The sequence below is a fragment of the Streptomyces sp. NPDC012835 genome (genome assembly GCF_042900885.1).
Lineage (GTDB): Bacteria > Actinomycetota > Actinomycetes > Streptomycetales > Streptomycetaceae > Streptomyces.
In genome coordinates this window covers 1,080,700-1,105,387 of the sequence record NZ_JBIBBW010000001.1, presented here as the reverse complement: position 1 = coordinate 1,105,387, position 24,688 = coordinate 1,080,700, and the positions used below count along the sequence as shown (strand labels likewise).

The window sequence follows — 24,688 nt, the reverse complement described above, 5'->3', positions numbered from 1 at the left end:
AAGCAATCAGGGAGCGACACGGACGTGGATACATCTGTCGAGCAGATCGTCGAGGCGCTGCGCGAGTCGTTGCTGGAGAACGAACGGCTGCGCCGGCGGAACGCGGAGGTCACGGCCGCCGCCGAGGAGCCCGTCGCCATCGTGGCGATGAGCTGCCGCTACCCCGGTGGCGTCGACTCGCCCGAGGGGCTCTGGCGGCTGGTGGACGAGGGTGTCGACGCCGTCGGGGACTTCCCGGCCAACCGTGACTGGGACGTCGAGGGGCTGTACGACCCGGACCCGGACGCGCCGGGCAGGACCCATGTGCGCGAGGGCGGATTCCTCTACGACGCACCGGAGTTCGACGCCGGCTTCTTCGGTGTCTCGCCCCGCGAGGCCATCGCCATGGACCCGCAGCAGCGGCTGCTGCTGGAGACCGCGTGGGAGGCGTTCGAGCGGGCCGGCATCGACCCGCACACCCTGCGCGGCAGCCGCACCGGAATCTTCGCCGGGGTGATGTACCACGACTACGGCAGCTGGCTGACCGAGGTGCCCGAGGGCGTCGAGGGATACCTCGGCAACGGCAACCTGGGCAGTGTGGCCTCCGGCCGCGTCTCCTACACGCTGGGGCTCGAAGGCCCCGCCGTCACCGTGGACACCGCCTGCTCGTCCTCCCTCGTCGCGCTGCATCTCGCCGCCCAGGCGCTGCGGCAGGGCGAGTGCTCGCTCGCGCTCGCCGGCGGGGTCACCGTGATGTCCACCCCCGACACCTTCGTGGACTTCTCCCGGCAGCGCGGGCTGTCTCTGGACGGCCGCTGCAAGTCGTTCGCCGAGGGCGCCGACGGCACCGGCTGGGGCGAGGGCGTGGGGCTGGTGCTGCTGGAGCGCCTCTCCGACGCCACCCGCAACGGCCATCCCGTCCTCGCCCTGGTCCGGGGCAGCGCCACCAACCAGGACGGCGCGTCGAACGGACTGACCGCCCCGAACGGCCCCTCCCAGCAGCGCGTCATCCGGCAGGCGCTGGCCAACGCCCGGCTCACCGGGGACCAGGTGCACGCGGTGGAGGCGCACGGCACCGGCACCCCGCTCGGCGACCCCATCGAGGCGCAGGCGCTGCTGGCGACCTACGGCCGGGACCACGCGGAGGACCGGCCGCTGTGGCTGGGGTCGATCAAGTCGAACATCGGTCACACCCAGGCGGCGGCGGGCGTCGCCGGTGTGATCAAGATGGTCATGGCGATGCGGCACGGCAGGCTGCCGAAGACACTCCACGCCGACCGGCCCACCTCTCAGGTGGACTGGGAGGAGGGCGCCGTCGAGCTGCTGAGCGAGGCGCGGGAGTGGCCCGAGGGCGACGCGCGGCGCGCGGCGGTGTCGTCGTTCGGGATCAGCGGCACCAACGCGCACGTGATCCTGGAGGGCGTCCCCGAGGCCGCGCTCCCGCACGAGCCCGCCGAGCCCCTGCCGGACACCGCGCCCGCGCGCGGCACCGACGCGTGGACCGGCCCGCTGCCCCTGGTCCTGTCCGGGAAGGGCGAGGCGGGACTCGCCGCCCAGGCGCGGCGGCTGCTCGGCCACCTGCCCGGCGCCCCTCTGCCCGATCTCGCCCACGCGCTGGCCACCACCCGCGCGGCGCTCGACCACCGCGCGGTGGTGATCGGAGCGGACCGCGAGGAACTGACCGCGGGGCTCACCGCGCTCGCCGAGGGACAGGCCGTGTCCCACGTCGTACGGGGCGACCGGGGTGCCGAGTCCAGGATCGCCTTCGTCTTCCCCGGACAGGGCTCGCAGTGGATCGGCATGGCCGCCGAACTGCTCGACGCGGAACCGGTGTTCGCCGCCGCCATGACCGAATGCGCCGAGGCCCTCGCACCGTTGGTGGACTGGGACCTGCTGACGACCCTGCGCGACGGACGGCCGCTGGACCGGGTGGACGTGGTCCAGCCGGCGCTCTGGGCGATCATGGTCTCGCTGGCGCGGATGTGGCGCTCGTACGGGGTGGAGCCCGCCGCCGTGATCGGCCACTCCCAGGGCGAGATCGCGGCGGCGTGCGTCGCCGGGGCGCTGTCGCTGAGCGACGGCGCCAAGGTCGTCGCCCTGCGCAGCCGGGCCATCGCCGGGGAACTCTCCGCACGCGGCGGGATGATGTCGGTCGCCCTGCCGGTGGAGCGGATCCGGGAACGGCTGACGCCGTACGACGGCCGCGTCTCGGTCGCCGCCGTCAACGGGGCGACCTCCGTGGTCCTGTCCGGCGACGCCGGGGCCGTCGACGAGCTGTGCGAGACGCTCAAGGCCGAGGGCGTGCGGGCCAAGCGGCTGCCGGTGGACTACGCCTCGCACTCGGCGCAGGTCGAGTCGATCCGCGACCGGCTGCTGACCGAACTGGCCGGGGTCGCGCCCCGGTCGGCCGAGGTGCCGTTCTACTCCACCGTGACCGGAGCGCTGTTCGACACCGCCGGGCTCGACGCCGAGTACTGGTACACGAACCTGCGGCAGAGTGTGCTCTTCGCCGACACCACCCGGGTGCTGCTCGACGGTGGCTACGGTGTGTTCGTCGAGTGCAGCCCGCACCCCGTCCTCGTCCACAGCATCGAGGAGACCGCCGACGCCGTCGGCGCCGAGGTGACCGGCATCGGCTCGCTGCGCCGCGACGAGGGGGGAGCGGCCCGCTTCCTGGCCTCGCTGGGCGAGGCGTTCACCCGGGGCGTCCCCGTCGACTGGCGAACGGCCTTCTCCGGCACGCCGGTTCGCCGCTTCGATCTGCCGACCTACGCCTTCCAGCGGGAACGCTTCTGGCTCGGCCGCTCACCCGGCGTCGGCGATGTGACGGCGGCCGGACTGACCACCGCCGGACACCCGCTGCTGGGCGCCGCGGTCACCGTCGCCGAGGGCGGCATGCTCTTCACCGGCCGGCTCTCGACCGCCGCCGCGCCCTGGCTCGCGGACCACGCGGTGGGCGGTACGGTCCTGCTGCCCGGCACGGCCTTCGTGGAGCTGGCCGTACGGGCGGGCGACGAGGCCGGCTGCGGACAGGTGGAGGAGCTGACGCTGGAGGCGCCGCTGATCCTGCCCGAACGCGGCGCCGTCCAGATCCAGGTGCGGCTCGGCGACGACGACGGCACCGGCCGCCGGCCGCTGGCCGTGCACTCCCGGCCGGAGGGCGGCGCGGGCGACTGGACGCGCAACGCCTCCGGTCTGCTGGCCCCCGACGCCACCGACGCCGGATTCGACCTCGCGGCATGGCCGCCCCCGGACGCCCGGCCCCTGCCGCTCGACGGTGTGTACGACCGGCTGGCCGGGCAGGGCTACCACTACGGCCCCGCGTTCCGTGGACTGCGCACCGCGTGGACGCGTGGCGACGAGACCTTCGCCGAGGTCGAACTCCCCGTGGAACCCTCCGACTTCGCCCTGCACCCGGCTCTCTTCGACGCCGCGCTGCACGCCGCAGGTCTGGCCGGTCCGCCGGACACCGAAGCCCGGCTGCCCTTCGCCTGGAACGGTGTGTCGGTGTTCGCCGCCGGCGCGACCGCGCTGCGGGTACGGATCAGCGGCACGGACACCTTGCGCATCCAGCTCGCCGACGCCACGGGAGCCCCGGTCGCCTCCGTCGAGGGGCTCACCACCCGCGCCGTCGACCCGGCCGCGCTCTCCTCGGCACCCCGCTCCGAGGACCTCTTCCGGCTCGACTGGCCCCAGCTGCCCGCCGCTGCCGCTCCCGCGACCGCGCCCGGCTACGCGGTGCTCGACGCGGGGCTGCTGGGGGCCGTCGGCCCGGACGCCGACGGCCTCTACGCGAGCGGCCTCGACGCCCTGGAGACCGTGCCGGACTTCGTGGTGCTCCCGATCGGCGGCACCCAGGACTCCGGGCGGGGCCGGGACGCGGCCCACGACCCGGTCGCGGGCGCGCGGGAGGCGGCCGTCCAGGTACTGGAGACCGTACGGCAGTGGCTGACCGACGACCGGTTCACCGCCGCGCGGCTGATCGTGCTCACCCGGGGCGCCGTGGCCGTGGGCGCCGAAGGCGTCGACGACCTGCCGGGCGCGACCGTCTGGGGGCTGGTGCGCGCCGCCCAGGGCGAGAACCCCGACCAGTTCGTGCTCGTCGACGTCGACACCGCGCCGGACGGCGCCATCGAGGCGGCGGTCGCGGCCGCCGCCTCCGGCGAACCCCAACTCGCCCTGCGGGAAGGCCGCGTCCACATCCCCAGAATGGCCAGGGCCCATCCCGCGCGCCCCGAAGGCGAGGCGGCGGGCGGGACCGGCGGCGGTTCCTTCGGCCCCGAGGGCACCGTCCTGATCACCGGCGGAACCGGCGTGCTCGGCGGCCTCGTCGCCCGCCATCTGGTGACCCACCACGGGGTGCGCCGGGTGCTGCTGGCCGGCCGAGGCGGCGTCGCCTCGGACGACCTCTCCGATCTGACCGCCGACCCTGACATCACGGTCACCGTCGCCGCGTGCGACGCCGCCGAGCGCGATCAACTCGCCGCGCTGCTCGCCTCCGTACCCGAGCGGCACCCGCTCACCGGGGTGGTCCACCTGGCCGGAGCGCTGGACGACGGCCTGATCTCCGCGCTCACCCCCGAGCGGCTCGACACCGTGCTGCGTCCCAAGGCCGACGCCGCCTGGCATCTGCACGAGCTGACCCGGGACCTCGGGCTCTCCGCCTTCGTCCTGTTCTCCTCGGCCGCCGGCACCCTGGACGGCGCCGGCCAGTCCGGTTACGCGGCGGCCAACGCCTTCCTCGACGGACTGGCCCACCACCGCGCCGCCCTCGGACTGCCCGCCACCTCGCTGGCCTGGGGCTTCTGGGAGCAGCGCACCAAGATGACCGCGCATCTCAGCGACGCCGACGTGGCGCGGATGGCACGCTCCGGCGTACGACCGCTGTCCACCGCCGACGGGCTGGCCCTGTTCGACACGGCGCTGGCCGGCACCGGGACCGTACTGCTGCCGATCGGCCTCGACCTGCCCGTACTGCGCCGGGCCGGGTCGCCGCCGCCGCTCCTGCGGGGGCTGGTCCGGGCACCGGCCCGGCGGGCCGCCGCCTCGGTCGCGGCGGCCGACACCCTCCAGGACCGGCTGATCGCGCTGGCCCCGGCCGAACGCACCGCCTTCCTCATGGAACTCGTCCGTACCCATGTCGCCGCCGTGCTCGGCCACGGACCCGACATGGTCCTCGACCCGCGCCGCGCCTTCCGGGAAGCCGGATTCGACTCGCTGACGGCGGTGGAGCTGCGCAACCGGCTCGGCGCCGCCGTCGGGCTCCGGCTGTCCGCCACCCTCGTCTTCGACTACCCGGACTCGACCGCGCTCGTCGGCCATCTCCTGGCCGAGCTGGTCGGCTCCGCCGAACCGGCCGCCACCGCGCCCGCAGCCACCGCCCCCGTCAGGGACGAACCCATCGCGATCGTGGCGATGAGCTGCCGCTATCCCGGTGGTGTCAGCACCCCCGAGGAGTTGTGGCGGCTGCTCGCCGACGGCGGCGACGGGATCTCCGCGTTCCCGGCGGACCGCGGCTGGGACGTGGCGGGGATCTACGACCCCGAGCCGGGCACGGCGGGCAAGTGCAGTACGCGGGAGGGCGGATTCCTGTACGACGCCGCCGACTTCGACGGTGACTTCTTCGGGATCTCGCCACGCGAGGCCCTGGCGATGGACCCGCAGCAGCGGTTGCTGCTCGAAGTGTCCTGGGAGGCGCTGGAGCGCGCGGGCATCGACCCGCACTCGGTGCGCGGCAGCCGCACCGGCGTCTTCACGGGCGTCATGTACCACGACTACGGCAGCAGGCTCAGCAACGCCCCCGAGGCGGTGCGCGACTACCTCGGCAACGGCAGCCTCGGCAGCGTCGCCTCCGGCCGGGTCGCCTACACCCTGGGGCTTGAGGGCCCCACGCTCAGTGTGGACACCGCCTGCTCCTCCTCGCTGGTGGCACTGCATCTGGCGGCCCAGGCCCTGCGGCAGGGCGAATGCACCCTCGCGCTGGCCGGCGGCGTCTCCGTGATGTCCACCGTCGACACCTTCGTGGACTTCAGCAGGCAGCGCAATCTGGCCGCCGACGGCCGGGCGAAGTCCTTCGCGAACGCCGCCGACGGCACCGCGCTCTCCGAGGGCGCCGGGATGCTGCTGCTGGAACGCCTCTCGGACGCGCGGCGCAACGGGCACGAGGTGCTGGCGGTGGTACGCGGCTCCGCCGTGAACCAGGACGGCGCCTCCAACGGGCTCACCGCCCCCAACGGTCCCTCCCAACAACGCGTGATACGGCAGGCGTTGGCCAGCGCCGGTCTGGCGGCGACCGATGTGGACGCGGTGGAGGCGCACGGCACGGGGACCACGCTCGGTGACCCGATCGAGGCGCAGGCGCTGCTGGCGACGTACGGTCAGGACCGGCCCGAGGGCAGCCCGCTCTGGCTCGGGTCGATCAAGTCCAATATCGGGCACACGCAGGCCGCAGCCGGGGTGGCCGGTGTGATCAAGATGGTGCTGGCGATGCGGCACGGGGTGCTGCCCAGGACTCTCCATGTGGACGAGCCGTCCGAGCAGGTGGATTGGTCGGCCGGTGAGGTGAGGCTGCTCACCGAGGAGCGGGAGTGGCCGGCGGCCGGACGTCCGCGCCGGGCCGGGATCTCCTCCTTCGGGATCAGCGGCACCAACGCCCACACCATCGTCGAGGCCGTCGAACCGGAGCCCGCCGGGACCACGGACGCGCGGCCCGCCGGGCCGGCGCCGCTGCTCCCCGTCCTGCTGTCGGCCGCCACCCCGGAGGCACTCGCCGCACAGGCCGGGCGGCTGCTGCCGCTGGTGGACGAGCCGATCGCCGATCTCGCGCTCTCGCTCGCCACCGGCCGGGCGGCCCTCGCCCACCGCGCCGGGATCACCGCCCGCGACCGGGACGAACTCCACGCCGCGCTCAGCGCGTTGGCCACCGGAGCGGCCGGCTCCACCGTGCCCGGCACGGTGCTGGGCAAGCAGGCCGGCGGGAAACTCGCCTTCCTCTTCACCGGTCAGGGCGCCCAGCGCCCCGGAATGGGGCAGGCCCTCCACACCGCGCACCCCGCCTTCCGCACCGCGCTGGACGAGGCGTGCCGTCACCTCGACCGCGAGTTCGCCGCTCAGCTCGGCACGCCTCCCGCGCCCGCGCTGCGCGAGGTGATCTTCGCCGCGCCCGGCACCGCCGAGGCCGGACTGCTCGACCGCACGATGTACACGCAGAGCGCCCTGTTCGCCGTGGAGACCGCGCTGTTCCGGCTGCTGGAGTCCTGGGGCGTGCGCCCCGACCTGCTCGCCGGCCACTCCATCGGCGAGCTGACCGCCGCCCACGCCGCCGGGGTGCTCACCCTGGAGGACGCCGCCCGGCTGGTGGTGGCCAGGGGCCGGCTCATGCAGGCGCTGCCCGAGGGCGGCGCGATGCTCGCCGTCGACGCCACGGAGGAGGAGGTGCTCGCGCACCTCGGCGACACCGTGAGCATCGCGGCCGTCAACGGCCCGCGCGCCGTGGTCGTCTCGGGCGACGAGGAGGCCGTGGCGGCGGTCGGCGCGGCCTTCGGGGACCGCCGTACGAAACGGCTCCGGGTCAGCCACGCGTTCCACTCGCCGAGGATGGAACCGATGCTCGCCGAGTTCGCGCGGATCGCCGAGGGGCTGCGGTTCGCACCGCCCGCGCTGGCGATCGTCTCGAACCTGACCGGCGCCCTCGCGACCACCGAGGAGCTGACCTCGCCCGCTTACTGGGTGCGCCATGTGCGCGAAGCCGTCCGCTTCGGCGACGGAATCCGCACCCTGGAGGCCGAGGGTGTGCGCACCTTCCTCGAACTGGGACCCGACGCCGTGCTCTCCACCATGGGCACCCACTGCCTCACCGACCCCGAGCGCTCGGCGCTCGTCCCCCTGCTGCGCCGGGACCGCGAGGAACCCGTCGCGCTGAGCACCGCACTGGCCACTCTGCACGTACGCGGCGCCGCCCTCGACCGGCACCGGGTGTACGGAGGCGGCGGCGCCCGCAGGATCGGCCTGCCGACCTACCCGTTCCAGCGCGAGCGGCTCTGGCTGGAGGACGGCCCGTCAGGCGCCCTCGATGTCAGGGGACTCGGTCAGCTCCCGGCCGAACACCCCCTGCTCGGCGCCGAGATCGCGCTCGCGGAGGGCGACACCGTCGCCCTCACCGGCCGGCTCTCCCTCGACACCCACCCCTGGCTCGCCGACCACGCCGTCGCCGACGTGGTGCTGCTGCCGGGCAGCGCGTTCGTGGAGCTGGCGGTCGGCGCGGCCGACCGGGTGGGCGGCGCGCTGGTCGAGGAACTGACCATCGAGCGCCCCCTGATCCTCCCCGCGCACGGCGCTGTCCACCTCCAGGTGGTGGCCGCGGCGGCGGACGGCACCGGCCGCCGCCAGGTCACCGTGCACGCCCGCGCCGAGGACGACGGCGCCGACGCGGGCTGGACCCGGCACGCCACGGGCTTCGTCGCGCCGGAAGCGGCCCCGGAACCCGACGCGCTCGGCGTCTGGCCGCCGGCCGGCGCCGCCCCCGTCGACCTGACCGGCTCGTACGACCGGCTCGCCGAACAGGGCTACGGCTACGGCCCCCTCTTCCGCTGCCTGCGCGCCGCGTGGCGGCTCGGCGAGGAGGTCTACGCGGAGCTGGCCCTGCCCGAGGGCGCGCAGGCCGCCGGGTTCGGTCTGCACCCGGCGCTGCTCGACTCCTGCCTGCACACGATCGATCTGCTCGACGGCCAGGACCCCACCGTGATGACCCTGCCGTTCGCCTGGGAAGGAGTGTCGCTGTACGCGGCGGGCGCCTCGGCGCTCCGGCTGCGGCTCACCCCGCACGGCGCCGAGCGGATGAGTCTCCAGCTCTTCGACCCGGCGGGCGCGCCCGTCGCACGGGTCTCCTCGCTGCGGATCCGGCCGGTGACGGCGGAGCAGCTGACCCCGGCCGCCCCGGCCGGCGGGGACCTCTTCGAGTTGCACTGGACGCCGCTGGCGCTCTCCGACGGCCCGGCGCACCCGGCCGGAGCACCCGCCGACCGGGTGCTGTTCGCCCCCGCGCCGGGCGCAACGAGCACCCCCGTCGCGGCCCGCGAGGTGGCGGCCCGGGTGCTCGCGACACTCCAGGAGCGGCTGTCCGACGACACCGCCCGGCTGGTGGTCGTCACCAGGGGCGCGGTCGGGGTGGACGGGGTCGACGACGAGCCCGAGCTGACCCAGTCCGGGATCTGGGGTCTCGTCCGCTCCGCCAACGTCGAATACCCCGGCCGGCTGGTCCTCGCCGACCTCGACGACGACCCGGACTCCGAGTCCGCGCTCGCCGCTGCGCTCGCCACCGGGGAGCCGGAGTTCGCGCTGCGCGGCGGACAGGCGTACGTCCCGAGGCTCCGGGCGGCCACCGGCGGCGGCTCCTTCGCGGGGCTCGACCCGGAGGGCACCGTACTGATCACCGGCGGTACGGGCGGCCTCGGCCGGCTGCTCGCCCGCCACCTCGTCGACACGTACGGCGTCAAGCACCTGGTCCTGAGCAGCCGCGGCGGCTCCACGACCGGGCTCGACGGCCTCGGCGCCGCGGTCACCTCGGTCGTCTGCGACGCCGCCGACCGTGACGCGCTGGGCGACCTGCTGGCCTCCCTGCCCACCGAGCACCCGCTGACGGCGGTGGTCCACGCGGCCGGGGTGCTGGACGACGGCCTGGTCTCGGCGCTCGACCGGGACCGGCTCGACACGGTCATGCGGCCCAAGACCGACGCCGCGTGGAATCTGCACGAGCTGACCCGGGATCTCGATCTCGCCGCCTTCGTGCTGTTCTCCTCGGCCGCCGCCACCCTGGGCGCCGCCGGGCAGGGCAACTACGCGGCGGGCAACGGCTTCCTCGACGCGCTGGCCGCCCACCGGCGCGCCGCCGGACTGCCCGCCCACTCGCTGGGCTGGGGGCTGTGGGACACCGCCTCCGGTATGGCCGGCGGGCTCGGCGAGGCCGAACTGCGGCGACTGGCCAGGGACGGTGTGGAACCGCTGCCCGCCGACCGGGCGCTGGCGCTCTTCGACCGGGCACTCGCCTCGGACCGCGCCGTACTCCTGCCGATGCGGGTACGTCCCACCGAGGACGCACCGGCGCTGGTACGCGGGCTCGCACCCGCTCCGGCCCGGCGGACGGTACGGGAGACACCGGCGGCGGCCGAGCGGCCGCAGCCGGAGGCGCTGGCGGGCCGGCTCGCCGCGCTCAGCCCCGCCGACGCCAGGAAACTGCTGGTGGAGACGGTGTGCGGCCATGTCGCCGAGGTCCTGGGCCACACCAGGGCCGAAGCGGTCGACCCGGAGCGGGGATTCGGCGAGCTGGGCGTGGACTCGCTGTCCGCCCTGGAACTGCGCAACCGGATCAGCGCGGACACCGGAGTCAGGCTCTCGACCACGCTGACCTTCGACTACCCGAACCCGGCAGCCATCGCCGGACTCCTCTTCGACGAACTGGCCGTCGCCGAGGAGACGGCGGCCCCGGACGCCGAGGCCGAGGTGATGCGGCTGGAAGCCCTGCTGGACGCCGCGGCCGTCACCGAGGAACAGCGGTCGCGGGTCGGACTGCGGCTGCGGGCGATGGCGGCGAAGTGGACCGGCGGACCCGGCGGGACCGGGGAGCCGGAGGGCGCGAGCGGACCGGGGCTCGAATCGGCCTCGGCGGACGAGCTGTTCGGCATCCTCGACAACGAGCTGGGCACGTACAACTGACCGGGAAACGGGCGACGGCCCGCCGGCGGAGCCGGCGGGCCGTCGCACCCGGTGCGGGGGAGAAGGCGGAGAGGAGCGGGTCGCCCGGGCTCACACGGCCGGCGACCGGCTCCCGGGTATTCGTTCCGACATGGTGGGGATCCGGTGTTCCAGTACCTTCGACGGCAGCTCCGCCCGGCTGGCGACGTTCAGCTTCCGGTAGACGCGGGTCAGATGCTGCTCGACCGTGCTGACGGTCACATGGATCCGGCTGCTGATCTCCCGGTTGGTGTACCCGAGCGCGGCCAGCCCCGCCACCCGGCACTCGGCGTCGCTCAGGATCGGCGCGACATCGTCACCGGCCGGGGGGCCGGTCGGCGGGGGATTGTCCAGCCGGTTGCCCACCGGCGAGGCGATCCGGCAGACCTCCGCCTCCTGGGCGGCCTGGCGCGCCACCAGACGGGCCCGCGCGTAGTCGCCCAGCTCGTAGTGGGCCGCCGACAGATCCGCGAACGCCAGCGACAGTTCCAGCCGGTCACCGCACGCCTGGAGCAGGTCGATCGCCTTGCGCAGCAGCGAGGCGCGGTGCCGGGGCTGACTGGCGCCGGCCAGCACCCGCAGCGCCATGGCGTGCGAGCGTGAACTGTGTCCGCCGGGCAGCCGGATCTGCTTCTCGGCCCACTCCTTGGCGAGCCTGACCTTGCCGATCCGCAGATTGGCCTGGGCGATGTCGATGCGCCAGGGAACGCCCTGCTGGAGATCGGGGTTCCGGTCGCGCATCAACTGGCCGCACGCCTCGAAGTCGTTGAGCGCGCCGAACGCCCGGTCGGTGGCGAGATGGTGATGGCCCCTGGCCCGCAGATACTGGATTCCGAAGATCGTCTGGAACATGGTGTCCGGCACCTTGCGCTTGAGCAGCTCGGCGGCGGCCGCGTGGTTGCCGAGGTGTGTGTGCGCGAAGACCGCCGTGGACAGCGGCAGTCCGACCAGCACGCCCCAGCCCTGCGGATGCAGCAGATCCAGAGCCTCGGTGGCACGGGTGCAGGCGGTCACCACATCGCCCTGGAGCATGGCCAGTTCGGCCCTGATGCTGCTCAGCAGAGCCTGCCAGGTGGTCGCGCGGCGCTCCACCGCGCACTCCAGCAGCGCGTCACAGGTCTCGACGGCGATCGCCGTCCTGTCGGTGTGCGCGATGGCCAGCAGTGACATCGCCACCAGCTCCAGCTTCAGATGACTGAACTGGTAACTCTGGAGCGACTCCGCCACATTGGCCACGGACTCGTCGGTGGCGACCCCGTTGACCAGCAGCGCCACCTTCGTCCACAGACTGTCCGCGCTGTCCGGCGTGGCGCGCTCCAGAACGGCGGTCCTGGTCAGGTCGGCGCGCCGGCTGACGCGCGGCACACCGTAGAACCAGTGTCTGATGAAGTCGACCTCGGCCATGACCTGGGCCTCGGCCACGGTGTGCGCCCCGCTCAGGGTGGTCACCGTCTCGGCGGCCAGTTCGGCGTCGCCCTGCCACAGCATGTGTCGCAGCACCGTCGCGGTGTCCTGCACATTGAGGGTCTCCTCCAGGACGGCCTGGCGCAGCGGCACGAGGTGCGGCGCGGCGGCCGCCGGATTCACCCGCCATTCCGCGCGGGCCAGTTCGGCGGAGAGCGCCTGCCACTCCTGCTTGTCCTCGCACTCCCGCAGGGCCAGTTGGAGGAAGTCCGTCGACTGTCCGACGTTGTCCACCGCCAGCTCCTGTTCGGCGGCCAGCCGCAGTACGGCGGGGCCCCACGGCTCGGTGACCTGATCGGCCGCCACCAGATGCTTCGCCACGTCGGGCGCGGGCGCGCCGTCCAGATAGAGCAGCCGCGCGACCGCGCTGTGCAGCCGTGAGCGCTCGGCCGGCTCCAGATCGCCCAACACCGCGCTGGCGGCGGCCGGGTGGCGGAACCGGTAGCCGCTGAGCAGCCCCGTGGAGTCGAGGACCTCGACCACTTCCTGGACCGAGCCGGGCGACGCGTTCGCGAGGGGCGCGGTGGTTTTGGCGGTCGCCTGTTCGCCGAGCGCGGCGATCGCCCTGGCCACCCGCAGCTGGAGGGGGTCGCCCCGGTGGAGGCAGTCGAGCACGGCCTGCCGGTAGGCGACGCTGGCGACGGGCTCCCCGATGGTGGTGCCGAACCGGGCGCTGTCGTCCAACAGGGCGTTCAGCAGCATGGGGTTGCCCGCGGTCGTGCGGTGGTAGACACCGCTGGCGTCCGCCGGCAGCGGCTGGTCCGTCTGCGCGGCGAGCAGGCGCGCCACGCCCTGCGGGGAGAGCGGCCTCAGCCGGACCCGGCGGTGCGGCAGCCGGATGAGCTCCGCGTGGACCCGCGGCCCGGTCGGGCCGGACTGTTCCCAGCTGACACACACCACCATGATCTTCTTCGACCGTATCTGTCTCAACAGACGGAGAACGGTCTGCAAAGACGCGTTGTCCATGAGATGCGCGTCGTCAATGGCGATGACCATCGGGCGGTCCTTCGCCAGTTCCAGCAACGCGCCGGATACGTCATGGGCGGATTGTGTGTCGCATTTCACCTGATCCAGGGAAGCGGCGGATCCGCCTCCGTTGTGCAGCAATTGCCGGACGACATCCATCGGCTGCGACCTGCCGGTGACGGAGCCAGTGGCCGTCAGTAATGTTACGTCTGTTACGCCCGCAGTATTCAAGAATTCATCGATGAGTCCGGTCTTCCCTGATCCGGGGCCTCCGGTGATGATGACGAGTTGCCCTGATCCGTCGATGCAGTCGGCGAATGCGGCACTCAAGATTTCCAGTTCTTTGTCGCGATCGAACAGGTACATCGTGGTCCCCAGTGGTCAGCATTCCCGGTAGGTTGCCCACCTCCCACGCCAGTTCCGGCAGGCATGGCCGTCCGCTGGTCGTGGGGGGCGAACTGGTGACGTCCGTCAGGTGCCGTGCCATACGGCCGGTCGTGGCACCGGGCGTCGCGGAAGGAGGTGTTCCAGGATCTGCACTAGTCGCGGCGGCGCGCGGGAGCACGGGGTGCCTTTTTCGGCCGCGGTCGAACGGTCGGAAACGGGGAGCGCCCCCCGGTGGTCCGTCCGGCGGTCTCCGGTGGTCGGCCGGGCCGTCGGGGGCGCAATTCATCAAAAAGTAACAAACAATTCATTGCCATTGAAGTTTCCATGGCCCCCGCGCGTATTTATTGACGATGAAAACTAAATCACGTTTTGAGCCTGGCAGGATCGGATGCTAATTGGCTTCGGTAACGATGTCAACCGGCGCTTGAGGGGGCGCACACCGGTACCGACCCGGTCGAAAGTGCTGGTGAGTTTTTGTTGGATCATGGGCAACCGAAAGGCATCGGGGAGTCCGGGATACGGGCGAGCGGAGCGTGCCATTCGGGCTCCGGACGGCCTCCCGGCCGCCCGATCGGACACCGTACGGGTCCCGCTGGGGGCGGTAGGGGTTGGCCGCCGCCTCCCCGGCTCCTTAGCCTCCGACTGGCGGGGACGCGGACGGAGAAGCAGACGTACCCCCTCGCGACGTCAGGGACCCCATCATTCCGAAGGCTTGTTTCGATTTCGATCGGATGGCTGCGCTGGTGAACAACGAGGACCAACTGCTCGACTATCTTCGGCGAACGGCTTCGGATCTGCGTGAGACGCGGCGGCGGTTGCGCGAGTCCGAGAACCGGGCGCACGAACCGGTGGCGATCGTGGGCATGGGATGCCGGTACCCCGGTGGTGTCAGCGCTCCCCAGGAGCTGTGGGACCTGGTCGCCGCCGGCACCGACGCCGTGTCGGACTTCCCCGCGAACCGCGGCTGGGACATCGACTCCCTCTACGACCCCGACCCCGGCCGGCCGGGGAGGACCTATGCCCGCACCGGTGGATTCCTGCACGACGCGGCCGACTTCGACCATGACTTCTTCGGAATCAGCCCCCGCGAGGCGCTGGCGATGGACCCGCAGCAGCGGCTGCTGCTGGAGACGTCCTTCGAGGCGTTCGAGGACGCCGGCATCGTGCCGTCCGCGCTGCGCGGCAGCAGGACCGGGGTGTTCGCCGGGGTCATGTACAACGACTACGCGACCAGGCTGAGTTCGGCCCCCGACGACCTGGACGGCTATCTCGCCAACGGCAGCGCCGGGAGCATCGCCTCCGGCCGGGTGGCCTACACCTTCGGTCTGGAGGGACCGGCCGTCACCATCGACACGGCCTGCTCGTCCTCGCTGGTCGCGCTGCACTGGGCGGTGCGTGCCCTCCAGTCCGGCGAATGCACCCTGGCGCTGGCCGGCGGGGTCACCGTGATGTCGACCCCCGAGACCTTCGTGGACTTCAGCCGCCAGCGCGGACTCTCCCCGGACGGCCGCTGCAAGGCGTTCGCCGCGTCCGCCGACGGTACGGGCTGGGGCGAGGGCGCGGGCATGCTGCTGGTCGAGCGGCTCAGCGACGCGCGCCGCCTCGGCCACCGGGTGCTGGCCGTGGTCAGGGGGACGGCCATCAACTCCGACGGCGCCAGCAGCAGGCTGACCGCGCCCAACGGCCCCTCCCAGCAACGGGTGATCCGCCAGGCGCTGGCGAGCGCGGGACTGAGCGCGGCGGACGTCGACGCCGTCGAGGCGCACGGCACCGGCACCTCCCTCGGCGACCCCATCGAGGCGCAGGCCCTGCTCGCCACGTACGGGCAGGACCGCCCCGAGGGGCGGCCGCTGCGGCTCGGTTCGATCAAGTCGAACCTCGGGCACACCCAGGCCGCCGCCGGAGTGGCCGGGGTGATGAAGATGGTGCTCGCGATGCGGCACGGCGCCCTTCCCAGGACGCTGCACATCGACGAACCCTCGGCGCAGGTCGACTGGGACGCGGGCGCCGTGGAGCTGCTCACCGAACAGGTGGAGTGGCCGGAGACCGGACGGCCGAGGCGTTCCGCCGTCTCCTCGTTCGGCATCAGCGGCACCAACGCGCACGTGGTGCTCGAAGAGGCGCCGGCCGAGGAGCCCGCCGAGGAGCCCGCCGAGGAGCCCGCGGGTCCGGCCCCGGACACCGCCCGCCCCGCCGACCGCCCCGCGGCGCCCGCCGAGGGCTCCACCGTGGTCCCCTGGCTCCTGTCGGGGCGCACCCCGGCCGCGCTGGCCGCCCAGGCGCGGCGGATACGGGAGTGGGCCGCCGCCCGCCCCGGCCTCGACCCGGCCGACGTGGGCCACTCGCTGGCCACCACCCGTACCCACTGGGAACACCGCGCGGTCGTCGTCGGCGCCGACACCGAAGAACTCCTCGCCGCGCTCCTCCCGCTCGCCACCCGGTCCGCGGCGGACGCCGAGGGCGAAGCCGGGAACGACCGCGGCGGCGCGCTCGCGGCCCGGGGCAAAGTGGCCTTCCTCTTCACCGGCCAGGGCTCCCAGCGCCCCGGCATGGGGCGCGAACTGCACCGCGCCTTCCCGGTATTCGCCGCCGCCTTCGACGAAGTCGCCGCGCTGATGGACCCGGAGCTGGAACGCCCGCTGGCCCGGGTGATCGAGGAGGACGCCGAGGCGCTCCACCGCACCGACCACGCCCAGGCGGCGATCTTCGCCGTCGAGGTGGCGCTGTTCCGGCTGCTGGAGTCGCTGGGCGTGCGCCCCGACTTCCTGGTCGGCCACTCGGTCGGCGAGATCGCCGCCGCGCACGTGTCGGGCGTGCTGACGCTCCGCGACGCGGTCACGCTGGTGCTCGCGCGCGGCGGGCTGATGAGCCGGCTGCCCGAGGGCGGCGCCATGACGTCCGTACGCGCCTCCGAGGCCGAGGTACTGCCGCAACTGGCCGAGTGGGCGGGGCGGGTGGGGATCGCCGCCGTCAACGGCCCCCGGGCGGTGGTGATCTCGGGCGAGGAGGAAGCCGTCGCGCAGGTCGCGGCCCGGTTCCCCAAGACCCGCCGGCTCACCGTGTCGCACGCCTTCCACTCACCGCTGATGGACCCGATGCTGGCCGAGTTCGGCGAGGTCGCCAAGACGCTGACGTACGGCACACCGGCCGTCCCGATCGTGTCGACGCTCACCGGCGCCCTGGCCACCGCCGGGGAACTGGGCTCACCCGACCACTGGGTGGACCATGTGCGCGGGCCGGTACGGTTCGAGGCCGCGATGCGCGCGCTGACCGGCCTCGGGGTGCGTACCTCGGTCGAGCTGGGCCCCGACGCGGTGCTGACGGCGATGGCCCAGGACTGCGTGCCCGACGGACTGCTGTCCGCCGCGACCCTGCGCCGCGACGGCGGCGAGGAGCGCGCGCTCCTCGGCGGGCTCTGCCGGCTGCACACCCACGGTGTGCCGGTCGACTGGGCCGCGTACTTCGCGGGCCGCCGCGCCGCCCGCCCGGCGGCCCGGGTCGATCTGCCCACCTACCCCTTCCAGCGCGGCCGGCTCTGGCTGGAGTCGACGGGCGGCGGCGGCGACGCGACCGGACTCGGCCAGCTGTCCGCCGGTCACCCCCTGCTGGGCGCGGTGACCGAACTGCCCGACACCGGCGGCGTCGTGCTGACCGGACGGCTCTCGCGGTCCGCGCAGCCCTGGCTCGCGCACCACGCGGTCTTCGGTACGGTCCTGCTGCCCGGCACCGCCTTCGTGGAGCTGGCGCTCCAGGCCGGCGACCGCGTCGGCTGCGGGACGGTCGAGGAACTGACCCTCCAGGCGCCGCTGGTCCTGCCGGAGCGGGGCGCGACGGTGGTACAGGTGGCCGTCGGCGCCGACGAGGAGGGCCGGCGCTCACTGACGGTGTACTCCCGGCGCGCCGACGCGCCCGAGGCGCCGTGGAGCCGCAACGCGAGCGGTGTGCTGCGCGGCGAGGACGCCCCCGCGGCCGGCTTCGATCTGGGCGTGTGGCCGCCCGAGGGCGCCGAACCCGTCGCACTCGGCGAGCTCTACCCCCGGCTGGCCCGGGTCGGTTACGGCTACGGCGAGGTCTTCCAGGGGCTGCGCGCGGTGTGGCGCCGGGGCGAGGAGCTGTACGCGGAGGCCGCGCTGCCCGAGAGCGCGCGGGCGAGCGCCGGAGCGTACGGGGTGCACCCCGCGCTGCTCGACGCCGCGCTCCATGTGAACCTGCTCGAACTCGGCGACGGCCAGGCGGTCCTTCCCTTCACCTGGAGCGGGATCGCGCTGCACGCGGCCGGAGCGGACACCCTGCGGCTGCGCATCACCAAGGACGGCGAGGAAGCGGTGGCGCTGGCCGTCGCGGACGGTACGGGCGCGCCGGTCGCCTCCGTACGCGCCCTGGTCGCACGGCCGGTGTCGGTGGACCAACTGGCCGGTGAACCCGGCGAGTCGCTCTACCGCCTCGACCTCGTACCCGTGCCGCCGCCCGCCGGGCCCGCCGCCCTCGACCTGGCGGTGTGCGGACCCGACGACCTCGGCCTGGCCGCCGCTCACCACCCCGACCTCCGCTCGCTCGACGGACCGGTGCCCGGCATCGTCGTCCTGCCCGTACCCGTGAGCCCGCTCGCCGATGTGCCGGGCGCGGTCCGCGAGACGGTCGGCCGCACACTGGCGGCCCTGCGCGCGTGGCTCGCCGACCGGCGCTTCGACGGCTCCCGGCTCGCGGTGGTGACCCGCGCGGGCGAACTCGGCCACGCGCCGCTCGCCGGGCTGGTCCGCGCCGCCGAATCCGAGAACCCCGGCCGCTTCCTGCTGGTGGAGACCGACGGCAGCCGCGACCTGACCGCCGCCCTCGGCTGCGGCGAGCCCGAAGTCACCGTACGGGACGGCGGGTTGTGGGCCCCCAGGCTGGCCAGGGCGAAGCCCGGCGGCCCGCCCGGCTGGGACGTCGGCGCGACCGTGCTGATCACCGGCGGTACCGGGGGACTGGGCGGGCTGCTCGCCCGTCACCTCGTCACCGACCACGGCGTACGCACCCTGCTGCTGACCAGCAGGCGCGGCGAGGACGCCCCCGGCGCCGCCGGACTCCGCGCCGAACTGGAGGACCTGGGCGCGCGGGTCACCATCGCGCGCTGCGACGCCGCCGACCGCGAGCAGCTCGCCGCACTGCTCGACCGGCACGACGTACGCGGCATCGTGCACGCGGCCGGCGTGGTCGACAACGGGATGCTCGACTCGCTCACCGACGAGCAGGTGGAGCGCGTGCTGCGGCCCAAGGTCGACGCGGCCTGGAACCTGCACGAGCTGACCCTCGACCGTGACCTCACCGCCTTCGTCCTCTTCTCCTCGACCGCGGGGCTGCTGGTCGGCGGCGGCCAGGCCAACTACGCCGCGGCCAACACCTTCCTGGACGGGCTCGCGGCGCACCGCCGCGCGGCGGGACTGCCCGCCGTGTCCATGGCCTGGGGACTGTGGTCGGAGGTCGGCGGCCTGGCCGGACAGGTGGACGCGTCCGACCTCGAACGCATGCGCAGGATCGGGCTGCCCCCGCTGACCGCCGCCCGCGGCCTGGAACTCTTCGACGCGGCACTGGAATCGCCGGACGCGCTGGTCGTCCCGGTGCGCCTCGACCTCGCGGCCGTACGGGACCGGGCCGACGGGGTACCGACCCTGCTGCGCGGGCTGGTCAGGGGCGCGCCCCGGCGCGCGGCCCGGGCCACCGGGACGGGCGGGGGCGGGGAGACCCGGTCCTGGCGCGAGCGGCTCGTACCGCTGCCGGAGCCCGAACGGGACCGCGCCCTGCTGGAGTTGGTGCGTACCCATGTCGCCGCCGTCCTCGGACACGCCTCGGCGGAGTCGGTGGATCCGGGGCGCGCCTTCCAGGAGATGGGATTCGACTCGCTGGCCGCCGTGGAGCTGCGCAATCTGCTCGGCGCCGCGACCGGCCTCTCCCTCCCGGCGACCCTGGTCTTCGACCAGCCCGCGCCCGTCGCGCTGGCCGCCCACCTCAAGGCCGGGCTCGTACCCGGCCCCGCCGACCGGGCCCGCTCCATGGTCGCCGAGGTGGACCGGCTGGAGGCCGCGCTGACCGCGCTGCCCGACCAGGACGGCTCGCACGCCCGGATCACCGCCCGGCTGGAGGCACTCCTGCGGACCTGGCACGACACCCACGGCAGGACCGGCGACGCCGGACCGCCCGAGGACATCGGTACCGCCACCGACGACGAACTCTTCGCGAGGATCGACAACGAACTGGGAGCCCAGTGATGGAACAGCAGGCCGGCGTCGACAAGCTGCGTGACTATCTCAAGCGGGCGACGACCGAACTGGAGCGCACCCGCCGCCGGGTGCGCGAGCTGGAGGATCAGGACCGGGAGCCGATCGCGATCATCGGTATGGGCTGCCGCTACCCCGGTGGCGCCCGCTCGCCCGAGGATCTCTGGCGGATCGTGGACGAGGGCGTGGACGTCGTCTCGGGATTCCCGGTGGACCGGGGCTGGGACGTCGAGTCGATCTACGACCCGGAGCCGGGGAAGACCGGCAAGAGCTATGTGCGCCACGGCGGATTCCTGCACGACGCCGCCGAGTGCGACCCCGCCTTCTTCGGGATCAGCCCCAAGGACGCGCCCGGCACCGACCCCCAGCAGCGGCTGCTCCTCGAAGTGTCCTGGGAGGCGTTCGAGCGGGCCGGGATCGACCCGCAGTCGGTGAAGGGCAGCCCGACCGGTGTGTTCGTCGGGCTGATGCACCACGACTACGTCGGCGGCACCATCTCCGGCTCCATCGTCTCCGGCCGGATCGCCTACACCCTGGGCCTCGAAGGGCCCGCGGTCACCATGGACACCGCGTGCTCCGCCTCCCTGGTCGCCCTCCACCTGGCCTGCCAGGCGCTGCGCAAGGGCGAGTGCACCCTCGCGCTGGCGGGCGGCGCCGCCGTGATGGCGAGCCCGGAGATGTTCATCGAGTTCAGCGAGCGGCGGGCGCTGTCCGCCGACGGCCGCTGCCGCTCCTTCTCCGAGGACGCCTCCGGCGCGGCGTGGTCCGAGGGCGCCGGGATGCTGCTGGTGGAGCGGCTATCCGACGCGATACGCAACGGGCACGAGGTGCTCGCCGTCGTCCGGGGCAGCGCGATCAACCAGGACGGCGCCTCCAACGGCATGACCGCCCCCAGCGGCCCCGCCCAGATCCGGGTGATCCGCCAGGCGCTCGCCGACGCGCAGCTCTCCCCGAACCAGGTCGACGTCGTCGAGGCGCACGGCACCGGCACCACCCTCGGCGACCCCATCGAGGCACAGGCCGTCATCGCCGCCTACGGCCAGGACCGGCCCGAGGGGCGGCCGATGTGGCTCGGCTCCATCAAGTCGAACATGGGGCACCCGCAGGCCGCCGCCGGGGTGGCCGCCGTGATCAAGATGGTCATGGCGATGCGCGCCGGTGTGCTGCCCAAGTCCCTGCACTCCGACCGGCCGACCACCGCCGTCGACTGGACGGCGGGCGATGTCGAGCTGCTGACCGAGGCCCGGCCCTGGACCACCGAAGGACAGCCGCGCCGCGCCGGGATCTCCTCCTTCGGGATCAGCGGCACCAACGCGCACACCATCATCGAGGAGGCCCCGCCCGTCGAGGCCGGGTCCGCCGCGGAGCGCACGCCGGTGGCGCTGCCCGTCGTGCCGTGGGTGCTCTCCGCCCGTACCGCCGACGCCGTGCGGACCCAGGCGAGCCGGCTGCTCGCCGTCGCGGCCGACCACGACCCCGCCGACATCGGCTACTCGCTGGCCACCACCCGCTCCGCCTTCGCCCACCGGGCCGCCGTCACCGGCCGGACCCGCGAGGAACTGCTCGACGGGGTGCGGGCGCTCGCGGAGGGACACACGGCGCCGGTGGTCGCCGCCGAGCCGGGACGGCTCGCCGTGCTGTTCTCCGGGCAGGGCTCCCAGCGCGCCGGCATGGGGCGTGAACTCTACGACTCCTTCCCGGAGTTCGCCCGGGCCCTCGACGAGGTGGGCGCCGAGTTCGACGCGCACTTCGCCGCCCACCCGGACGCGGCCACGGACGCGCACGGCGGGCGGCCGCTGCGCGAGGTGATCCTCGACGCGGACTCGGAGCTGCTGCACCGGACGATGTACACGCAGGCCGCCCTGTTCACCTTCGAAGTCGCGCTGTTCCGGCTGCTGACCGCCTGGGGCATCCGCCCTGACCTGCTCGGCGGCCACTCCATCGGCGAGATCGTCGCCGCCCACGCCGCCGGGGTGTTCTCACTGTCCGACGCCGTCGCCCTGGTCGCGGCGCGCGGCCGGCTGATGCAGTCGCTGCCCGCCGGCGGCGCGATGGTATCGCTGCTGGCCAGCGAGGACGAGATCACCCCCCTGCTCACCGAGGGCGTCGACATCGCCGCCGTCAACGGCCCGCGCTCGGTGGTCGTCTCCGGCGAGGAGCGGGCCGTCACCGCGCTGGCCGGGCACATCGGGAAGACCACCCGGCTGCGCGTCTCGCACGCCTTCCACTCGCATCTGATGGACCCGATGCTGGAGCCCTTCCGCGAGGTGCTCAAGGGGCTGACCTTCCACCCGCCGCGGCTGCCCGTCGTGTCCAACGTGACCGGACTGATCGGCGACGGACTCACCTCGCCCGAGTACTGGGTCAGGCACGTCAGGGAAGCCGTCAGGTTCCACGACGGGGTGCGCACCCTCGCCGCCGAGGGCGCCACCCGCTTCCTGGAGATCGGCCCCGACTCCGTGCTCACGAGCATGGCCCAGGACACCGTGGACGAGGTGATCGGCACCCAGCGCCGCGACCAGGAGGAGGCGCGGGCGCTGCTGACCGCCGTCTGCCGGCTGCACACCGGCGGACTGACCCCCGACTGGCGGGCGATCTTCGCCGGGGCCCGCGTCGTCGGCCTGCCCACCTACCCCTTCCGGCGCGACCGCCACTGGGAGAACGCCCCCTCGCTCACCGGCCCCGCCACCACCGGCGGCCCGTCCGACGAGGGGGACGCGTTCTGGGAGCTGGTACGCGGCCAGGACATCCCGGCCGTCGCCGCCACCCTCGGCGTGAGCGACGAGGCGTCGGTCGCCGCGCTGGTACCGGCACTCGCCTCCTGGCACGACCAGCGGCAGGCCAACTCCACCGTGGACAGCTGGCGTTACCGCGTCACCTGGCAGACGTTGCCCGGTACGGAGGAGAGCGCGGCCCCGACCTCGGGGCACTGGCTCGCCGTCGTCCCCGAGACCCGGGCAGCGGACGGCTGGACCCGCGCCGCGCTCGACGCGCTCACCGGACGCGGCCTGCTGGTCGACACCCTCGCCGTACCCGCGAGCGCCATGGAACGGGCCGCGCTGGCCGGACTCCTCGTGGAGAAGGGGGAGTTCGACGGCGTGCTCTCCCTGCTGCCGCTGGATTCCCCGCTCACCGCGACCTCCGCCCTCGTCCAGGCGCTCGGCGACGCCGGAACGGCCGCCCCCCTGTGGACCGTCACCCGCGACGCCATGGCCCACGAGCCGTCGGCCCGCCCCGACGGCTTCGACGGCGCCCGCGTCTGGGGACTCGGCCGGGTCGCCGCGCTGGAACACCCCGAGCGCTGGGGCGGCCTCATCGACCTCCCCGCCGACCCGGGGCCCCGCGCGTGGGCCAGGTTCGCCACGGTGCTGACCGCGCCCGGCGACGAGGACCAGATCCTCGTCCGCGAGTCCGGCGCCTTCGGGCGCCGCCTGGAGCACGCGCCGACCCGCGCCGGCGCGCCCTGGCAGCCCACCGGCACGGTGCTGGTCACCGGCGCCACCGGCGCGGTCGGCACCGAGATCGCCACCTGGCTGGCGGCCGAGGGCGCCGAGCACCTGCTCCTCGTCAGCCGCCGGGGCGAGGACGCCCCCGGCGCCGCCGAACTGGTGCGCGCGCTGTCCGGGACCGGTACGAAGGTCACCCTCGCCGCCTGCGACGTCGCCGACCGCGACAGCCTCGCCACGCTGCTGGAGACCGCCGTACCCGCCGAACACCCGCTGACGGCGGTCATGCACCTGGCCGGGGTGCTCGACGACGGCGTGCTCGACGCGCTCACCCCCGACCGCTTCGACGCCGTTCTGCGTCCCAAGGCCGACGCGGCCCGCAACCTGCACGAGCTGACCGAGCACCTCGGGCTCAGCGCCTTCGTGCTGTTCTCCTCCCTCACCGCCACCGTCGGCGGCGCGGGACAGGCCAACTACGCGGCGGCCAACGCCTACCTCGACGCCCTCGCCGGATACCGGCGCGCCTCCGGGCTCGCCGCCACCTCGGTGGCCTGGGGGCCCTGGGGCGGCGCCGGCATGGCCGACCACGGAGCCGTACGCGACGCGGGCCGGGGACTCGGTATCGCCTCGATGGACCCCGCCCGCGCGGTCACGGCGCTGCGCCGCGCGCTGGAGTCCGGCGACACCACCGTGACCGTGGCCGACGTGGACTGGACGAAGTTCGTCCCCGCCTTCACCTCCACCCGGCCCAGCCCGCTCCTCGCCGACCTGCCCGAGGTGCAGGGGCTGGCGACCGCCCGCGACACCACCGTCCCCGACGACCTCGCCCAGCGGCTCGCCGCGATGACCGGCGGCGAGCGGGACCGCGCGCTGGAGGAACTGGTCTGCGGCCAGGCCGCCTCGGTGCTCGGCTACGACGGCGCGGCCTCGGTCGAGCCGACCACCGCCTTCCGCGACCTCGGCTTCGACTCCCTCACCTCCGTCGACCTGCGCAACCGGCTCAGCACCGCCGCCGGGGTGCCCCTGCCCGCCACGCTCATCTTCGACTACGCGACCCCCGCCGCGCTCGCCAAGTACCTCGGTACGGAGCTGGGGGAGCCCGACGACACGTCCGCCGACTCGGTCCTCGCCGAACTGGAGCGGCTGGAGGCCAGGCTCGCCGGGCTGAGCGCCGAGGACATCGAGCAGAGCCGCCTCACCTCACGGGTGCAGACGGTGCTCAACGGACTCAACGAGACGCTGGCCGCCGGCAACGGCGTGTCGGTCGCCGGACGGCTCGAGGACGCCTCCGCCGACGACGTCTTCGCCTTCATCGACAACGAACTCGGCTCGGCGTGACCGGCTGACCGGCCGGCCGGGCGGTACGGCCGACCCGGGACCGTACCGCCCGGCCCCGATCACGGACCCCGGCCCCCGAGCACGGAGGGGCCGGCCGCCGTATCCGCACCGCCCGGTCCGCCG

The 24,688-nt window shown here is 74.1% G+C and carries 4 protein-coding genes; 3 read left to right on the top strand and 1 reads right to left on the bottom strand.

The genetic code is table 11. The features are described 5' to 3' along the window. The first annotated feature begins 24 nt into the window (after positions 1-24). The gene (locus tag ACFY6S_RS04570; protein WP_388822730.1) at positions 25-10,689 is read left to right on the top strand and encodes an SDR family NAD(P)-dependent oxidoreductase; all 10,665 of its coding nucleotides are present in this window, start codon (positions 25-27) and stop codon (positions 10,687-10,689) included. Positions 10,690-10,779: 90 nt separating this feature from the next. On the opposite strand, the gene ACFY6S_RS04565 is transcribed toward ACFY6S_RS04570, so the two are convergent. Next, positions 10,780-13,503 (bottom strand): AAA family ATPase, encoded by a 2,724-nt coding sequence (locus ACFY6S_RS04565; protein WP_388822728.1) that lies wholly within the window; start codon positions 13,501-13,503, stop codon positions 10,780-10,782. Between the two features lie 764 nt (positions 13,504-14,267). Between ACFY6S_RS04565 and ACFY6S_RS04560 the strand changes: the two genes are divergently transcribed. Both ACFY6S_RS04560 and ACFY6S_RS04555 read left to right on the top strand, forming a co-directional pair. Beyond that, positions 14,268-19,772 carry an SDR family NAD(P)-dependent oxidoreductase gene (locus tag ACFY6S_RS04560; RefSeq protein ID WP_388822946.1) on the top strand — a complete coding sequence of 1,835 codons (5,505 nt, stop codon included), beginning with the start codon at positions 14,268-14,270 and terminating at the stop codon, positions 19,770-19,772. After that, positions 19,772-24,565, top strand: a complete 4,794-nt coding sequence (locus tag ACFY6S_RS04555; RefSeq protein ID WP_388822726.1) for a type I polyketide synthase — start codon at positions 19,772-19,774, stop codon at positions 24,563-24,565. The genes ACFY6S_RS04560 and ACFY6S_RS04555 overlap by 1 nt, the downstream gene beginning before the upstream one ends. Positions 24,566-24,688 lie beyond the last annotated feature (123 nt).

Bases quoted from the DNA above. Each gene is read 5' to 3' on its own strand.
- ACFY6S_RS04565 (WP_388822728.1), bottom strand. From the start codon at position 13,503: ATGTACCTGTTCGATCGCGACAAAGAACTGGAAATCTTGAGTGCCGCA.
- ACFY6S_RS04555 (WP_388822726.1), top strand. From the start codon at position 19,772: ATGGAACAGCAGGCCGGCGTCGACAAGCTGCGTGACTATCTCAAGCGG.